We start from the raw sequence: 14,862 nt of genomic DNA, 5'->3' as shown, positions 1-14,862 counted from the left end.
TTGAAATTCGCCCGTGTTCTTGCACTCAGTTTTGATCTTTTGGGTAGCTTCTGCCTCGCCATTGGGTAGGGGTGCGAGTTGAGGAGAGGAAGATTCGCAACACGGCGATCGGATCAGCCAGCGGTGACAGCCAAAACAACCAGGCAGATTGGGCTTGAGTACGATCGTAGGAGGGAGCGATCGCCCAATTCAACGCAATCCGAGTGGCGACTAAAAAGCCGTTTAGTCCGAGGGCTGTCAGCGCAGGAATTGTGGTGTTGCCGCTACCCACTAATAGGGCGGACAATATCAACATCGGTAGGGGCAAGCCTTGAACGGCCGTCAACAGCCACAGATCGCCCCACACTTGACCCGGCGAAGCCGCATCCTTGAGATCGAGCGATCGTCCCCATTCATTCCAGGTTTCTAACGCGCCTTCGTACATTCGCACTCTCAGCACTCTTGCGCCATCCAAAAATCCGACTCTGGCTCCGCTGGCGGCGGCAAATCGGGCCAGGGTGACATCATCACAAAAAGAATTTCGAGCACTGGTGTAGCCATCTAACTGAACGAGCAGCGATCGCCGACAAAAGAAACATTGCCCATTCGCCATAATGCGCTCTGGAGCGTTGCCTTTTTCTCCGGCTGGCCCAAACCGATACACCAAGGTCATCAATAGGGCGGGTTGTAGCCAAAGTTCACCGGGATACTTTAAGACAAACTGAGGTGACAAAGAAATCAGATCGTAATTTTCGGAGTAGGCCGTCTCGATCAGGCTGGCGACCAACCCAGGGTGAGGCTGTGTGTCTGCGTCGATGCCCAAAATCCATTCGCTGCGATCGCGACTTGCCAAAAATCCAGAATGCAGCGCCCACGGGCGACCCACCCAATCAGACGGCAGCGGATCATCGTTGATTAAGCGAAACCGTGGGTCAGCTTTTTGGGCCGCTTTCACTAAATCGGGCGTGCCATCGGTGGAATGACTATCGACGACGATAATTTCTCGCACTTCGTAGCTTTGCCGACTTAACCCATCTAGACAGGGCGCAATGCGGTTGGCTTCGTTGAGCGTGGGCACGACGACACTGACCAGACCGACTGAATCTGGGGCAGGCGATCGTGGTTCTAGAGGCGGGTGACGAGTGGGCCCCCTGAGCAATCGGGAAAGCAAAATGGCCACTGCGGGAAGCTGAATCACCAGCAGCGCCAAAAATCCAGCGTCCTGAGTTGCATACGTCTCATTGAAACTGACCACTCCCAGACAAAACACCCCAAATTCCGTTACTATCGTCAACCCCCGACCCTCGCATGTAAGTGATGAAGCAATTTGTGGCACTCATTTCTGAGAATTATTTCTGAGCATTATTTCTGAGAATTACTTCTGAGAAATCACCGAAACCACAGGCGTATCTTGTTTTTGCAAAGAGGATTGTAGGGCATTTTCTAGCTGAGTGGCGGTCGAAATCGGTTTGGCAATCCACCAGAGAACGATCGCAGGCACCACACCCAACAACACACTCAAAGCCGTCGGAATCCAAAATCGAGAATCTAACTCAGCGACGGTAATGATCGCCCCAAACGCAAAGTTGATCAGATAAACCGCCAGCGGGACGGTGAGTTGACTTCGGCTCAAGTTCAGCGGCGCTTTGCCCCAAAACAGAGACGCAACCGACATAAAGACTACGCCCGTCCCAAACCAGCCCGACAAGTTGCGGTAAGGCATTCCAAAAAATGCACCTAACTGTTTAAATTCCCAGAAAGGATAGGGAGTTTGGCTCATCGCGGGGTCAAGCACAAAATCCCAGGCCGTTAGTAAGACAGAACCAAGGGCGATCGCTCCCACCAGTCGCGCCCAAATCGGAAGTTTCAGGCTTTCTAACCCTGCTCTTGCCAACACATAACAAGCCAGCCCCACATAAAACCAGGACAGCGGAATCGTAAACGGCACCAGACCCGCAATCTTGTAGCCCAATCCGCTCAGATAGCCATACTCACCAAACGGAAAGCCCGTACTGGTTCCCAATAGTTCGCTACCCAGAGACAAAAAGATCGACGGCAGCATAAAAGTTAGCCAGTGTCGCAGACCCAAAACTCGGTAGGCGTAGAGGGCGATCGTCACAGCACCCAGCAGAATGTAAGCCACCCCTCCGTTTGCCATACTCCAGCCAAAGGCCGTTTGACCAAAAGGCGGCAAGGCTTGAATAAAATCAGCATTGGGCAACACCAGCAATAGGCCTGCCAACCCAAACGCCAATGCCAAAGTGTGACCAACCAGGCAGAAGCGCTCAATCGTCATCAGTTGCTTCATAGGACTCCTCAGAAAATGGGGCACGGTAAACGCTTGCTATACAGTTTACAAATCTTTAACCGATTTCTCTCATTCGATCCGTGTTTTCTCAGAATTGAGCCGAAGAAGAAGGGATGAGGGATGAGGGGTGAGGGATGAAAAGGAAGCAGTGGCAAGTCGTCGAGTCATTCACCCGGTTTCGCTCGTCTGTAGCCTTTTGATAGTGACGTTCTGAAATTTCAAGATTAATTGGAGAATTACCCTTCCTCCCTCATCCCTCATCCCTCATCCCTGCTAAAATCCCCAACAGTTCCTCGCTGTTCTTGGTTAGAATAGCAGCCCTCACCCTGAAGCGATTCGCTGAATGACTCAACTCAATAGTGCATTCACCCTTTTTCTGAGCTTGTTGGTCGAGGCAATCCCCTTTTTGTTGCTGGGGGTATTGTTTTCTGGCTTGCTGCAATTTTTTGTGGATGAGCGACGATTGCTGGCAATTTTACCGAAGAATGCTCTGCTGGGCGCGTTTGTCGGAAGCTGTATCGGGTTTTTGTTTCCCGTGTGCGAGTGTGGCAATGTGCCTGTGGCGCGGCGATTGTTGATGCAGGGTGCTCCAGTTTCGGTGGCGATCGGCTTCCTCCTCGCGGCTCCGACCATTAACCCGATCGTTTTTTGGGCGACCTGGACAGCCTTTCGCGATCAGCCAGAAATTGTATTTTTCCGCATCGGATTTTCTCTGCTGATTGCAACGGTGATTGCCTATATTTTTAGCTTTCAGAAAGATCTGAGTCCCTTATTGCAGCCCGGTGTGGCCACGGCGATCGCCGTTCGACGCAAGCGAGACGTACCGGAACTTTCGATTTTGAGTACCAATCAGCCTTCTTTGCTTCAGTCAGGAACTTATTTTTTGGGGCAATCTGCCAAACCTCTAATCACCGATCCAGCCGAGCTACAAGCGGCCATGGTCGGCATGAAACCGACTCAATATCGACTCAGACTGCTGCTCGAAAACACGATTCAAGAAATGCGCGAGCTGGCGGGTGTGCTGGTCTTAGGAAGTGCGATCGCTGCCCTGCTCCAGGTTTTTGCCCCGCGTGAGGTCATTCTGAGTCTGGGTCAAGGCCCCATTACCTCCATTTTGGCCATGATGCTTTTGGCGGCGGTCGTCTCCATTTGCTCCACGGTCGATGCCTTCTTTGCCCTTTCGTTTGCCTCCACGTTTACCAGCGGTTCGCTCGTCGCCTTTTTGGTGTTTGGCCCAATGATCGACCTCAAAGGCATTGGTTTAATGTTGTCTATCTTCAAACCGAGAGCCATCTTCTACCTCTTTGCCCTGGCCGCCCAACTCACCCTGGCGCTCACCCTCTTTCTCAACCTATACGTGAGTTAAGCAGCCAGAAGTTGGAGTCCAGAATGAGTCCAGAATACTAAATCCAGAATTCCAGCCCCTTAGCTCCTCCCTCCTCCCTCCTCCCTCCTCCCTCCTCCCCTATGTCCCGCAACTTCTCCCGCTTTTTGCCCTGGTTGGATGTGTTGGCGATCGCCGCCTGGGGTGGTCTGTTGCTTAAATACTGGCTTTCAGAGCGGCTTTATTTGCTAATCCATCCGAGCTATATGTGGCTGACGGTGGGGGCTGGGTTTTGTCTCCTGGTGATTAGTGGTCTTAAAGCGGTGGTGCTGTTGACCAGTCGGCGTGAGCGTCAAGGGCCGCCTGTGCAACATTTGAGCCTGTTTCCGCCGGGGTGGAGTAGTCTACTGCTGTTGGGAATGGCGATCGCAGGTTTACTCATTACCCCGCGAGCTTTTGCCAGTCAGACGGCCCTCGATCGAGGCGTGACGGATGCCATTACGCTGACGCGGGTCAAACCTCAGACTTTTACAGCCTCCTCTCGTACCGAAGATAAGACGTTGATTGATTGGATTCGGACGCTCCAGGTGTATCCCGAACCCGATGCTTACACAGGGCAAAAAGTAAAAGTTCAGGGATTTGTCGTCTATCCGCCCAATGTGCCGGAGCAATATTTTTTAGTTACGCGATTTGTGATTACCTGCTGCGCGGCGGATGTATATCCCGTGAGTTTGCCCGTGAAGTTGACGAAGGGCGATCGTACTGCCTACAAGCCTGATAGCTGGCTAGAAATCGAAGGGCAAATGGTGACTGAAACCTTTGAGGGCAGACGGCAGCTAACGATTCAGGCAGCCAACTTAAAACCAATTCCTGAGCCGAAGAATCCCTATAACTACTAAGAAAGGGGGCGTTGCTGAATCAGGGGATGAATTTACCCCAAAGCGGCGGGAAACCCAAGCAAGGTTTAAAGTCCTCCAATTTTGGGGGATTTAGGGCGAGAAGATGGACACTTCCCACAGATTCATCTCTCCAATCAGCAACGCCAGAAAGGGATGAGGGATGAAAGAATCGCTCCAAGCGCAGTTATATACCTGTGGACTTCTCTTCGATCGCCTCTTTTTAAAGATGACAAACACTTCATGAATCAATGTGTCTTGATCAATGCAGAGTGAGTGATTTTTAACGCATACATCTATACAAAGATAGAGAAAGGAGCGCTTGGGTAAAGCATAATTTTTGCATTTGTTTTGCAGCCTCAAGGGTTGTAGCCTGTTGGTAATTCTGAGAGAGCTTGGTCAATTTATTAAGAGTTATTAATTTGCTCTTAAATAGTGAAGCCGCCGAAATTTTTCTTAATCAATAGAGTATTCTGGTCATTTTTTTAATAAAAGCTCAAAGGGTTGCCCCACAATCGATCGACGGCTTAAACCACGCAAAAGATGCCCTTCATACTCTGGCTACGTTAAATAAATCAATCATGAGTGTCGCGATCGTGCGTGTGAATTTTCATAAAGTAAGCTTCACTCATCTAGAAGGTTTCCTTATACTAAATTTCACATCGGTGATCTTCGGGGATCGCTACAAAGCCTTTTCAAAACTATCAATAAACCCTTAGCTCTGGGAGAGAGAATCATGGCATTGGCACAAGGTCAAAGTTTTAAAAGTTTCTATTTCTTAACGATGATCAAAAGCTTTTTGATCTGGACTTTTACGCTCACTGTTTGCATGATCGTGATTGGTTTTCCAGCATTGGTTTTAGTGGTTTCAGTGGGCGCTTTGTTGGCGGTGACTTTACATGCCTTGATGCCTTTTAGTGCAGTTTTATTGATTACCGTTGGGATGATTGTCATTCACGCAGTTGGGATTATGTTGGGAGCCGCATACCTGACAAGTCGAGGGATTCATCCTCAAGAAGTCGAATGGTTGCGTTGGCTTCATGGTCAAGAAGACCCCCTTCATACATCCGTTTATGCGGCTTGCCCGCTCACCTGCGACCTCAAGTTTTAGCGTTGAAAACGGTTGAGTTGTGATGTGAAAAGGTTTAGAGAACGTACTTTGAATGTGTGGAGTGTTTTGCTTCTCTAATTCTGATTAGTCATCGGTTAACAGGTCCTGACTGCCCAGCTTCGGCTGGGTTTTTTATTGGCTAATTGAGTTTGAGGATGAAACCGATCGTGGTGTCGATCGCGCTCGCACTTTTTGAGCAATCCAGGATTAGCAAGACTTTTTTGCACTCACAAAACCTGTCGGATCTTTGGGGTAAGCTTCAGAAAGCTGGGGAAGGTTGAATTTCTCGATCGCCTGCCGCCCTGTTCCATGATTCAAAATTCTTATGCTCAAGTTTCCCATTCCCGTTTGCATCATCGTGGGCACTCGTCCTGAAGCGATCAAAATGGCTCCTGTGATTCAGGCCTTCAAGCGATCGACGGTGTTTGATACCCAGGTGGTTTTGACGGGTCAACATCGAGAAATGGTCGATCAGGTGATGCAGTTGTTTGATCTAACTCCTGACCACGACCTGGCAATTATGCAGCCCAAACAAACGCTGACCGATATCACCTGCTGGGCGCTGCGCGGACTGGAAGATCTGTTCCAAAAAATTCAGCCCAAAATGGTCTTAGTCCAGGGCGACACGACGACCGCGTTTGCGGCAGCTTTAGCCGCGTTTTATCAAAAAATTCCGGTGGGGCATGTCGAGGCGGGATTGCGTACCGAAGAATTATTTAATCCGTACCCCGAAGAAGCCAATCGGCGGCTGGTTTCTCAGATTACCCAGCTTCACTTTGCGCCCACCGCTTTATCAGTCGAACATTTGCAGCGATCGAGCGTTCTGGGTGAAATTCATCAAACGGGTAATACGGTGATCGACGCACTTTTGGCGGTTGCCGATCGTCAGCCGACCTGTGAAATTCCTGGCTTAGAGTGGGGTAACCATCGCACAATTTTGGCCACCGTTCATCGCCGCGAAAATTGGGGACAGCCGCTCCAAGACATTGCCCAAGGCTTTCTAAAAATCTTGAATCAGTTTGATGACACGGCTCTCTTGCTGCCGTTGCACCGTAACCCAACCGTACGAGACCCTTTGACGGCGATTTTGGGCAGCCATCCCAGAGTGTTTTTGACCGAGCCACTCGACTACACTCAACTCGTCGGAGCGATGCAGCGCTGTTATCTGTTGCTCACCGATTCGGGTGGCATCCAGGAAGAAGCGCCAAGTTTGGGTAAGCCTGTGCTGGTGTTGCGAGAAACGACCGAACGCCCAGAAGCCGTCATAGCCGGAACTGCAAAACTGATTGGGACAAATCCTGACAAGATTTTTGAAGCTGCCAGCAAGTTGTTGAGCGATCCGCAAGCCTATCAGGTCATGGCGAATGCAACCAGTCCGTTTGGAGATGGGTATGCAGCCGATCGCATCCTACAGATCGTTGAAAAGTATCTGCACTAGCTTCGCAAAAGCTCACTCCTCTGGGGGCAGTTCTGGACGTTCTTGCTGTTGATCCAGAAGGGCTTTTTTTGAGTCTTTAAGCTGATTCCACAGGTTTTTGATTTCTCTGTAAGCGTCCTCTGGCGGGATTTTGCCTCCCGTTTCTAGCCCACAGAGCAGCGATACGCGACTGGCAAATTCTTGAAGGTTGGCGTTGAAGGCCAAATGTTCGGGTGTAAATTCGCCTCGATAGCGCCCGATCGGGGTTAAAAGGTCTTGTTTCTCGATTTCTTTATTGTCAACTTCTTTATTGTCAACCACGAGTTTTCTTTGGGTGTAAGGTTTAGGGACAACTCTCTCAACATCGAGTCGCTTCCGCTAACTTAATGGTAAGTTTAATCCCGTTTAAAGGAAATCGGGACATAGCCAGTCACAAAGCATTTTTTAGCACTGCGCCTATTTGGGCGATCGCTTCGTCAACATCTTTTGCAACAAAAACCTGATCTTTCGCTAAGTCAGTAAAGAACCTTTGGCTCATCGCATCATCGTTCAGAAGAATGATTTGCTTGTTGGCCTTGAGCGCCAGCGCAATTTCTGAAACGGTTCCGACTCCCATTCCACAGGCGATCACCACTCGGCTTGACAACACGTTGATGTTATTGCGGGCATTTCCCAAATCAGTGACGATCGCGATATCCACCGCCGGAGATGGACAAGTCTGAACATAGGGGAGAATGCCGATCGTCAGTCCTCCAACACTTTTTGCGCCTCGGCTGGCTGCATCCATCACACCGACTGTTCGTCCCCCTGTGAGCACGATCCAGCCTGCTTGAGCAATGCGTTGACCCAATTGGTAAGCGCGATCACAATCTGCCTGAGTCGCGTGTTCTCCGGCTCCCATTACACCGATAATTATTTTGCTCATCAGACCATAAGGATTCTTGGTCTCTCTGAGTGTAATAAGTTAGTAGGACGGTGAGACGGGTCACACTACAAAAAGACTCGACCTTTAAGACTCGACCAAGACTTGATCGCCCTATGCCAGATTCCTCTTTTTTGCCCCAGGTTTCGGTAGTTGTGCCGATTTATGACGGTGAAGCAGATTTGCCCGATCTGCTGGAATGCTTGCTTGCCCAAACCTATTCCTGCGATCGAGTGGAATATCTGCTAGTTGACAATGGGAGCGATGATCGCACCTCTGAGCGACTGCAAGCCGCAAGTCAGCAAGTCTCTACAATTCATGCTCTGACCGAGACGCAAATTCAAAGCTCATACGCCGCCAGAAACACAGGAATCCGGGCTGCCAAGAGCAAAATTTTGGCCTTCACAGACGCGGACTGTCGCCCAGAACCCGACTGGCTACTCAATCTGGTAAAGCCTTTTGTCGATCCTGCGGTGGGCTTGGTCGCTGGAGAAATCAAAGCGCTTCCGGGTCACAGTTTGCTAGAAAGACACGCCGATCTCCAGGAAACGCTCTCTCAAAAGCACACGTTAGCGAATGCGTTTTGCCCCTATGGGCAGACGGCCAATCTTGCAGTCCGGCGACAAGCTTTTGAAACAGTCGGATTGTTTCGTCCCTATCTGACCACAGGCGGCGATGCCGATATCTGTTGGCGCATTCTCAAAGAAACCGCTTTTGAATTACGCTTTGCCGAAACTGCGATCGTTCGTCATCGTCACCGAGCCACGCTGTCAGACCTGCAAAGCCAATGGCGCAGATACGGCAAATCAAATCGCTACCTGCATGAGCTTCACGGCGTAGACCTGATGCGCGAACCCAATCTGCAAGAATACCGCTACCGTCTAACTCGCTGGCTGCTCAAAGAACTCCCGATCGCCACCGTCAAAACGATCGTCGGCAAAGCCACCCTTGTCGATCTATTGGAAACGCCGATCGGACTGATTTGTGCCCAAGCCCGCGCCACCGGACAGCAACAGGCAAAGCTTCCCCCCCAAGCCCATCAAATCGATCGCCTGGTCGAAGATCACACTTCACGCGACCCTCTACCTCATTCCTAACCGTTTATCATGCTGGTTAAGTTGTTGATTCTTGCGCTGCTGGTTTTAGCGGCGTGGCTGCTCTACTCAAAGTCATTTCGTCCAGGAAACGCGCGATCGTCTCGACGCTCATCCCCTCCCAGAAAGTTAATCTCTCTGCTCAACGGAGACACTGCCGCCGCCCATCGCCTATTTGACAAAGCCCAACAGAGAAACCCCGGACAATCGAACCAATGGTACTGGGAAAAAGTCACCTGGGATCTGGAGCGCGATCGCCGACGCTGGTAAGAAAGGGATGAGGGAGAACTTCGATGATCTGTTCCCCCTTTGGGGGTAATCCGCTTCGCGAGGAGGGATGAGACACTGGACATTAAACACAAAAAGCTTGAAGTCTAAAGTCTAAAGTCTTTCCTCTCCCCCAGTCTTTGCCATTCCCCCGTCCCCAACAATCACTAAAATGAGAGAACAGTTTAAGGGGAGCGCAATTCATGCCAGGGCAACTAGTCTTAGTCGATGACGAACCTGGACTTCGAGAGGCAGTGCAAGCTTATCTCGAAGACAGCGACTTTACAGTTCATACTGCCAGCAATGCCCGCGAAGGGTGGGATCTCGTTCAGCAAAAGCTCCCCGATCTGGTAATTACCGATGTGATGATGCCCCAGGTAGACGGCTACCAATTTCTCAAACAGCTTCGAGATGACCCCAGGTTTAAATCTTTGCCAGTGGTCTTTCTAACCGCACGCGGCATGACGGGCGATCGCATTCAAGGCTACGAAGCTGGCTGTGACGCTTACCTTCCCAAACCCTTTGACCCCGATGAATTGGTGGCGATCGTCAATCGACTGCTGCAACAGCGGGCCACCCTCAAAGCCAACAGTGCCGAAGGTGAAATGCCAGACGTAGCGGATATGGCCAGACAGATCGCAGAGATTCGGGCAATTTTGACTCAGCGAGGGGCGATCGTGCAGACTCCTTCTCCGGTCAAGTTGGACTTTACGCCACGCGAGCAAAGCGTCCTTGATCTGGTGGTTGATGGTTTGATGAATAAAGAAATTGCGCGGCGGCTTGAAACCAGTGTCCGCAACGTTGAAAAATACGTCAGTCGGCTTTTTAGCAAAACGGGCACTAATAGCCGGACTGAGTTGGTACGCTTTGCCCTAGAACATGGATTGACCAAGTAAAAGCGGGTTAGGGGCGTTCTTGATTCTGTCTATTAAATCGAATGGTGAAGGTGGTGCGATCTCTTTGAGTTGCCCGCGAGGGGTCGCTTTGAGTTGCCCGCGAGGAGTCGCTCTGAGTTGCCCGCGAGGGGTCGCTTTGCTCGATTTCTAGCACCCCATTGATCTGTCTGACCAGCGATTGAACAAGCTGTAAACCAAGGGAGTTGGGTGAGTTGAGGTCAAAATCAGCGAAGCCTGATCCTTCAGCAGAAAATTCGCTTGAATTGGTGACTGATAGCGTCACTTCTCCGTCTGAACCAACCCTCAAATCAAGCCGCACTTCGCCCCTAACCGTACGATCGAACCCATGCTTTAAAGCGTTTGAAATCAGCTCATTGAGAATCAGACCCACCGGAATTGCCTTGTCAGAATGGACAGAGACCTCTGCAAACTCTTCTAGCCGTAGCTTAATACGATCGGGATCAACGGCATACACCCTAAAAATAGTCGTCGCCAAACTTCGCACATACTCAGAGAAATTGATTTCCGTCAGATTGGGCGATTCAGACAAACTCTGGTGCAGCAGCGCAATCAAACGAATACGGCTCTGGTTACTTTGCAGCAAGTCTCGCACTCCCGGATCGTCAGTCTGCATCATTTGCAAATCCAGAAGACTTGCCACCAGTTGCAGATTATTTTTGACACGGTGGTGAATTTCTCTCAGCAAAATTTCCCCTTGCGCCAGGGGGGATGGGTCAACCGGGGGTGACTCTGCTGGCAGGGGATCGATGTGAGTAATGGTCTCTTGTGCCGTTTCTAGCACTGCCAGAGCCGCCTGCAATTCCCCAACAATTTGTGTTTGCAGATCGGTCTGAATCGGGTCTACTTGAATGCGATCGCGCAACTCCGCCAGTCGCCCTCGCATTGCCGCTATCTGTTGGGCAACCTCGCGATTAGTCATTCCGAAAACAATCCACGCAACGCTCTTAGGAACTCAATCAAAACCCATTAGATGCCCGGTGCATTGCTTTTTCTGCAAGGGCTGATTAGCTTGAGTGCGGTTTTGGCGAGAGGAGAGCGTCTTTGCAGGGGAGCGATCGTGTCGCTTTCACCCCCAGGCCTGGTCAAGCAAGGAGAGAATTGATTATGCATATCCAAAAAACTTTCACAGCACGAATGGAAAATAAACCTACCACGCGACCTGGGTTCGTTTGCCTTGTCATGTGCCACTTTCGGGCGATCGGGGCATCCAGTTGACCCGCGTGAATCCTCTTTGAAATGCACAGAAATGCACAGATGCGAAATGCTTTCCCCGCGTTTTTACTGTTTCTGTAGGGATCTGACAGTCTTTTAAATCCGTAGATTACAGTAGAGAGAGTAACGATATTTAAACAAGCCACTTCACTATTGAGGCGTTTATGGCTGCTAATCTAGCGACTGTTTCTACATCTGGGAAGCCAGCAGCGCAGGGTGTGGCGGCACTCAGACAGGTGTTTTCATCGATCACGGCTGAGAGTTGCCCCTATTCCTACAACTTCCACATGCACACGACGCACTCTGATGGGCAGTTGCAACCTGAGCGATTGATGGAGCAAGCGATCGCCCTTTCGCTCCAGGGGTTTGCAATTACGGATCACCATCGCGTCAGCGGCTATCAAGCAGCCCAGCAGTGGCTCGACGGTTGGCAACAGTCCGATGAAGCGATCGACCGATTCATTCCCCATCTCTGGATTGGCACCGAGATCACGTCCCAGCTATTAGAGACTGAGGTGCATATTTTGGGGTTTGCTTTTGACCCCAGCCACGCGGCGATCGCGTCTTACCTACAAGGCAGTGCACCTAGAGGCGAATCGGCTCAGGCGGCGCGGGTGATTTCTGCAATTCAGCAGGCGGGCGGTTTGGCAGTGTTGGCTCATCCGGCTCGCTATCGACGATCGTACCGAGAGTTGATCCCGGCGGCGGTGAACTGCGGCGTTGATGGCGTAGAAACTTACTATGCGTACAACAATCCCAAACCCTGGCGACCCAGCCCCGACGAAACGCAGCAGGTTCGTCAACTCAGCACCCAGTATCAGTTGCTTAACAGTTGTGGGACAGATACACACGGCTTGAGTTTGTTACAGCGCGTCTAGGGTTGGCGATCGTACAGCAACCAAAGCTAAAAAGCAGAAGCCACTCAAAAATGACTCCTGCTTGCTTTTATTATGAGAAAACGGGCGATGCACTCAGAAAAATTGTTAAGGATTGTGAATTGTCTGAATCATTCGCAGCGTTGCCTAAAGTACACTTCAGAAGGTGAAACGTTAAGGGATAGCGATCGCTTTTAGTTCAATTGTGAAATAAGGGTGATAAATCCAACGCAAGTCAGCGCAAACAACGCAACCATTCCCACCGATTGACCGAGGTGCTTATTTGAAGTCTGCATAATAGAACCTTAATGTTTTTGAAAGTTTCTAAAAGATATCAGGCTCCTATCAGAATCCGATAGAAAAGTAATGCAACTTAAGTTCTCGTTACTTAACTTAAGAATGCACTTATTTTCTAGCATTAGAAGTTTAGAGGAATAAGCTGAATGTGGGGGTTTACCTTTTCATCTGCCTTCATCATTCCTCACCCCTGTCTAGAGCATTCGGGTGAAAATAATCGTAAATTTGCTGCGCCAACCGAGGGCCCACACCCGGAACAGTCGCCAGTTGAGTTGGAGAAGCTTCGCGAATGTAGTCGATCGACCTGAAGGTAGCCAAAAGTTGTTTCTGTCGGTGGTGCCCCAATCCCGGAATCTCATCCAGGCTCGATCGTCTCATGCGTTCGGTTCGCTTTTGACGGTGAAAGCTCACAGCAAATCGGTGGGCTTCATCTCGGAGTCGGCGCAAAAGTTGTACTCCGGGCTGGTCAGTATCAGTCTGCAACGGCAACGACTCACCCGGCAAGAAAATCTCTTCTCGCTGTTTGGCTAGACTTACCACTTTCACATCTTCGAGCAGATTCATCTCGCGCAGCACAGCGACTACAGCCGAGAGTTGCCCTTTGCCTCCGTCAATCATCACCACATCGGGAAAATCAGCAAACGATGAGGTGTGCGTTTTGAGTACGGAAGACTCGCGATCGAGGGTTTCTCCGCGCGCTTTGGCCGCGGCATATTTACGAAACCGCCGACCCAACACTTCAGCCATGCTGGCAAAGTCGTCAGAATGACCCGATGTGACTTTGGGATTCTTGATTTTGTAATGGCGGTAGTGTTGTTTGGCGGGCAGTCCATCCACAAAGACAACCTGAGAAGCGACGGCATCTGACCCTTGAATGTGGGAAATATCGTAGCCCTCAATGCGGCGTGGCAGTTCTGGTAGATCCAAAATCTCTGCCAGATCTAGAACAGACTGAGCGGTACGATCGGCAAATCGCTGGGTTCGAGCCAGTTCATATTCCGCATTGCGCTCGACCATATCTAGCAGTTCGGCTTTCATTTGGCGCTGGGGGGCCACGATCGAAACTTTTCGCCCTTTGGCTTGGCTCAGATACTCGGCCAGCATTTCACTGTCGGGCAATTCATGCTGCACAATAATCTCAGCGGGAATCTCAACCGGATCAACCGTTTGAAAGTGTTCTTCTAAAACGCGCTGCAAAATGGCTCCAGGTTCCCCTGATTTGGCATCAGCGACGAAGCCTAACCGTCCGACCAGCCGACCCGCCCGAATCTGAAAAAGCTGTACACAGGCATGATCTTCATCGGCAGCCAGAGCGATCGCGTCTCGTGAAATAGTGTCGTCTGGCAAGGCCACCTTTTGGTCGGCACCCAGGGTTTTGAGTCCGGCAATCTGATCGCGCAGTCGAGCCGCATGTTCAAAGTTGAGCGCTTCGGCGGCTTTTTCCATTTGAGCGGTGAGCATTTCCTCTAATTCACCCGTCCGCCCCTGAAAAATCATCGCCACTTTTTGCATGGTTTTGCGATAGTCTTCGGGAGAAATCATTGACTGACACACGCCCGGACAGCGCCCAATGTCATAGTTTAGGCAAGTCCGATCCTTAAACAACGGTTGAGGACGCTGCTTGAGTGGGAAAATTCGCTTGACTAAATGCAGGGTGTTTCTTAGCGCCTTGGAGTCTACATAAGGGCCATAGTAACGATCGCGCTCTTTTCCCATGCGCCGTTTGCGAGTGATGAAGATGCGCGGATATTCTTCTGTCCAGGTGATGCAGAGATAGGGATACTTTTTGTCATCCTTAAGCAGCACGTTGAAGTGAGGCTGATGCTGGCGAATTAGATTGGCTTCAAGGGCCAGCGCTTCCGCTTCAGTGTCCGTAACAATGAATTCGATTTCGACCACCTGCCGCATCATCAGCGCAATGCGAGGCCGCGTGTCGTGACCGTTGAAATAAGAGCGAAGGCGCGATCGCAGCTTTTTGGATTTGCCAATGTAGAGAATCTGATCGCTGGCATCGCGCATGGAATAAACCCCCGGTTCGGGTGGAATTTCTTTGAGGCGAGCTTCCAGGCGATCAGGGTCTTGAATAAGCGGAATCGTTTTGGTGGATAGAGTCACAAGTGTTCCAGGTTGACAATCTTGGAGAGGATCGATCGTTTGCAAGAGCGCTCCACACTAAATTCTCAGTTTCTCAGAATCGCTCTGATTTAAAGGCTTCGTCTTCACATTTCTATCTTTATCTTAAA

General features: G+C 50.5%; 14 protein-coding genes. 8 read left to right on the top strand and 6 right to left on the bottom strand.

From position 1 onward, the window contains the following. Positions 1–25: 25 nt before the first annotated feature. On the bottom strand, positions 26–1,273 hold the full coding sequence (gene cruG / locus ACJ2PR_RS18165; protein WP_446878032.1) for a 2'-O-glycosyltransferase CruG: 1,248 nt from the start codon (positions 1,271–1,273) through the stop codon (positions 26–28). 81 nt (positions 1,274–1,354) lie between these two features. Beyond that, entirely contained in the window at positions 1,355–2,287 is a 933-nt protein-coding gene (gene cruF, locus ACJ2PR_RS18160; RefSeq protein ID WP_446878031.1) for a gamma-carotene 1'-hydroxylase CruF, read from the bottom strand. A gap of 343 nt (positions 2,288–2,630) precedes the next feature. On the opposite strand from cruF, the gene ACJ2PR_RS18155 reads away from it, so the two are divergent. From ACJ2PR_RS18155 to wecB, 4 genes are all read left to right on the top strand, one after another. Next, the gene (locus ACJ2PR_RS18155; RefSeq protein WP_446878030.1) at positions 2,631–3,653 is read left to right on the top strand and encodes a permease; all 1,023 of its coding nucleotides are present in this window, start codon (positions 2,631–2,633) and stop codon (positions 3,651–3,653) included. A gap of 101 nt (positions 3,654–3,754) precedes the next feature. Beyond that, positions 3,755–4,510, top strand: a complete 756-nt coding sequence (locus tag ACJ2PR_RS18150; protein ID WP_446878029.1) for a TIGR03943 family putative permease subunit — start codon at positions 3,755–3,757, stop codon at positions 4,508–4,510. 733 nt (positions 4,511–5,243) lie between these two features. Next, positions 5,244–5,618: a hypothetical protein gene (locus tag ACJ2PR_RS18145; RefSeq protein WP_446856828.1), complete on the top strand. Its 375-nt coding sequence runs from the start codon at positions 5,244–5,246 to the stop codon at positions 5,616–5,618. 325 nt (positions 5,619–5,943) lie between these two features. Further along, entirely contained in the window at positions 5,944–7,056 is a 1,113-nt protein-coding gene (gene wecB, locus ACJ2PR_RS18140; protein ID WP_446856829.1) for a non-hydrolyzing UDP-N-acetylglucosamine 2-epimerase, read from the top strand. Positions 7,057–7,068: 12 nt separating this feature from the next. Here wecB and ACJ2PR_RS18135 read toward each other — a convergent pair whose 3' ends face one another. Together ACJ2PR_RS18135 and ACJ2PR_RS18130 are read right to left on the bottom strand one after the other, a co-directional pair. Continuing rightward, on the bottom strand, positions 7,069–7,356 hold the full coding sequence (locus ACJ2PR_RS18135) for a DUF7219 family protein (protein ID WP_446866463.1): 288 nt from the start codon (positions 7,354–7,356) through the stop codon (positions 7,069–7,071). 109 nt (positions 7,357–7,465) lie between these two features. Beyond that, positions 7,466–7,960: a TIGR00725 family protein gene (locus ACJ2PR_RS18130; protein ID WP_446878028.1), complete on the bottom strand. Its 495-nt coding sequence runs from the start codon at positions 7,958–7,960 to the stop codon at positions 7,466–7,468. Positions 7,961–8,073: 113 nt separating this feature from the next. Here ACJ2PR_RS18130 and ACJ2PR_RS18125 point away from each other — a divergent pair, with 113 nt between their 5' ends. The 3 genes from ACJ2PR_RS18125 to ACJ2PR_RS18115 all read left to right on the top strand — a co-directional run bounded on the left by ACJ2PR_RS18125 (position 8,074) and on the right by ACJ2PR_RS18115 (position 10,214). Next, positions 8,074–9,054 carry a glycosyltransferase gene (locus ACJ2PR_RS18125; protein ID WP_446878027.1) on the top strand — a complete coding sequence of 327 codons (981 nt, stop codon included), beginning with the start codon at positions 8,074–8,076 and terminating at the stop codon, positions 9,052–9,054. A gap of 9 nt (positions 9,055–9,063) precedes the next feature. After that, positions 9,064–9,321 carry a hypothetical protein gene (locus tag ACJ2PR_RS18120; RefSeq protein ID WP_446856833.1) on the top strand — a complete coding sequence of 86 codons (258 nt, stop codon included), beginning with the start codon at positions 9,064–9,066 and terminating at the stop codon, positions 9,319–9,321. Positions 9,322–9,521: 200 nt separating this feature from the next. Then, a complete protein-coding gene (locus tag ACJ2PR_RS18115; RefSeq protein WP_446856834.1) occupies positions 9,522–10,214 on the top strand; it encodes a response regulator transcription factor in 693 nt (230 codons plus the stop codon). 7 nt (positions 10,215–10,221) lie between these two features. Here ACJ2PR_RS18115 and ACJ2PR_RS18110 read toward each other — a convergent pair whose 3' ends face one another. After that, the gene (locus ACJ2PR_RS18110) at positions 10,222–11,154 is read right to left on the bottom strand and encodes a sensor histidine kinase (protein ID WP_446878026.1); all 933 of its coding nucleotides are present in this window, start codon (positions 11,152–11,154) and stop codon (positions 10,222–10,224) included. Positions 11,155–11,611: 457 nt separating this feature from the next. On the opposite strand from ACJ2PR_RS18110, the gene ACJ2PR_RS18105 reads away from it, so the two are divergent. Beyond that, positions 11,612–12,325, top strand: a complete 714-nt coding sequence (locus ACJ2PR_RS18105; RefSeq protein ID WP_446878025.1) for a PHP domain-containing protein — start codon at positions 11,612–11,614, stop codon at positions 12,323–12,325. 471 nt (positions 12,326–12,796) lie between these two features. Here the strand turns inward: ACJ2PR_RS18105 and uvrC are convergent, their stop codons facing one another. Next, a complete protein-coding gene (gene uvrC / locus ACJ2PR_RS18100) occupies positions 12,797–14,734 on the bottom strand; it encodes an excinuclease ABC subunit UvrC (RefSeq protein WP_446878024.1) in 1,938 nt (645 codons plus the stop codon). Positions 14,735–14,862: the final 128 nt, after the last annotated feature.

The sequence above is a fragment of the Phormidesmis sp. 146-33 genome, assembly GCF_052939515.1.
This window is presented reverse-complemented; position numbering and strand designations above follow the sequence as displayed.

Coding starts and splice junctions, on each gene's coding strand:
- ACJ2PR_RS18155 (WP_446878030.1), top strand. CDS start 2,631: ATGACTCAACTCAATAGTGCATTCACCCTTTTTCTGAGCTTGTTGGTC.
- ACJ2PR_RS18110 (WP_446878026.1), bottom strand. CDS start 11,154: ATGACTAATCGCGAGGTTGCCCAACAGATAGCGGCAATGCGAGGGCGA.
- ACJ2PR_RS18120 (WP_446856833.1), top strand. CDS start 9,064: ATGCTGGTTAAGTTGTTGATTCTTGCGCTGCTGGTTTTAGCGGCGTGG.
- ACJ2PR_RS18115 (WP_446856834.1), top strand. CDS start 9,522: ATGCCAGGGCAACTAGTCTTAGTCGATGACGAACCTGGACTTCGAGAG.
- cruF (WP_446878031.1), bottom strand. CDS start 2,287: ATGAAGCAACTGATGACGATTGAGCGCTTCTGCCTGGTTGGTCACACT.
- ACJ2PR_RS18150 (WP_446878029.1), top strand. CDS start 3,755: ATGTCCCGCAACTTCTCCCGCTTTTTGCCCTGGTTGGATGTGTTGGCG.
- ACJ2PR_RS18105 (WP_446878025.1), top strand. CDS start 11,612: ATGGCTGCTAATCTAGCGACTGTTTCTACATCTGGGAAGCCAGCAGCG.
- ACJ2PR_RS18145 (WP_446856828.1), top strand. CDS start 5,244: ATGGCATTGGCACAAGGTCAAAGTTTTAAAAGTTTCTATTTCTTAACG.
- ACJ2PR_RS18130 (WP_446878028.1), bottom strand. CDS start 7,960: ATGAGCAAAATAATTATCGGTGTAATGGGAGCCGGAGAACACGCGACT.
- wecB (WP_446856829.1), top strand. CDS start 5,944: ATGCTCAAGTTTCCCATTCCCGTTTGCATCATCGTGGGCACTCGTCCT.
- ACJ2PR_RS18125 (WP_446878027.1), top strand. CDS start 8,074: ATGCCAGATTCCTCTTTTTTGCCCCAGGTTTCGGTAGTTGTGCCGATT.